This is a genomic window from Protofrankia sp. CiP1_Cm_nod2 (genome assembly GCF_920664355.1).
Classification (GTDB): Bacteria; Actinomycetota; Actinomycetes; order Frankiales; family Frankiaceae; genus Protofrankia.
Genome location: NZ_CAKKTL010000340.1, coordinates 4,289 through 4,983 on the forward strand (window position 1 = coordinate 4,289; position 695 = coordinate 4,983).

General features: G+C 68.3%; 2 protein-coding genes. Both read right to left on the minus strand.

Annotation, left to right across the window (positions count from 1 at the left end; all coding sequences use genetic code 11):
* On the minus strand, nt 1-351 hold a 351-nt coding region (locus NBW84_RS22950), incomplete at its 3' end, for an ATP-binding cassette domain-containing protein (protein WP_250287327.1).
* Nucleotides 348-695 (minus strand): GntR family transcriptional regulator (locus NBW84_RS22955; RefSeq protein ID WP_250287330.1); only part of this gene is annotated, 348 nt, incomplete at its 5' end. The genes NBW84_RS22950 and NBW84_RS22955, both read right to left, overlap by 4 nt.

Below are 695 nucleotides of genomic sequence, written 5' to 3' on the forward strand. Positions count from 1 at the left end.
GTCCGCCAGCAGCGACGCGGCGAACGCCGGATCCCAGTGCGGGTAGAGCAGTTCCGCGGCCCGCAGCGCGTGCTTGACCCGGAACTTGTCCGGGTAGTGCTGGCTTTCCTTGATGAAGCACATCCGGGAGAGCACGTCGGCGTTCTCGTACGGGTGCTGCCCGAAGACCGCCACCTCCCCGCCGGTCTCGAACGCCTGCCCGGTGAGGATCCGCATCACCGTCGTCTTCCCGGCCCCGTTACGGCCCAGCAGGCCGTGGATCGTGTTCTCGGCCAGCTCGAGGCTCACGCCGTCGAGCGCGGCGACGTCGCCGTAGCGCTTGGTCACCCCGGCCATCCGCACCACGTTCATCGCTTGTGCTCCCAGGCCTCGATCAGTTTCTTGATCTCCTCGGCACCCATGCCGAGCTTGTCCGCCTCCGCCATGAGCGGGGTGAGGTACTGCCGCGTGAAGTTCTCGCGCCGGCGTTCCAGCAGCTGCGCGCGGGCGTCGGCGGCGACGAACATGCCGATCCCTCGTCTCTTGTAGAGGATCCCGTCGGCGACGAGCTGGTTGATGCCCTTCGCCGCGGTCGCCGGGTTGATGCGGTGGAAGGCCGCGAGCTCGTTGGTGGAGGGCACCTGCGTGTCCGCGGCCAGGCTGCCGTCGACGATCGCGTTCTCGATCTGCTCGGCGATCTGCAGGAACAGCGGCCG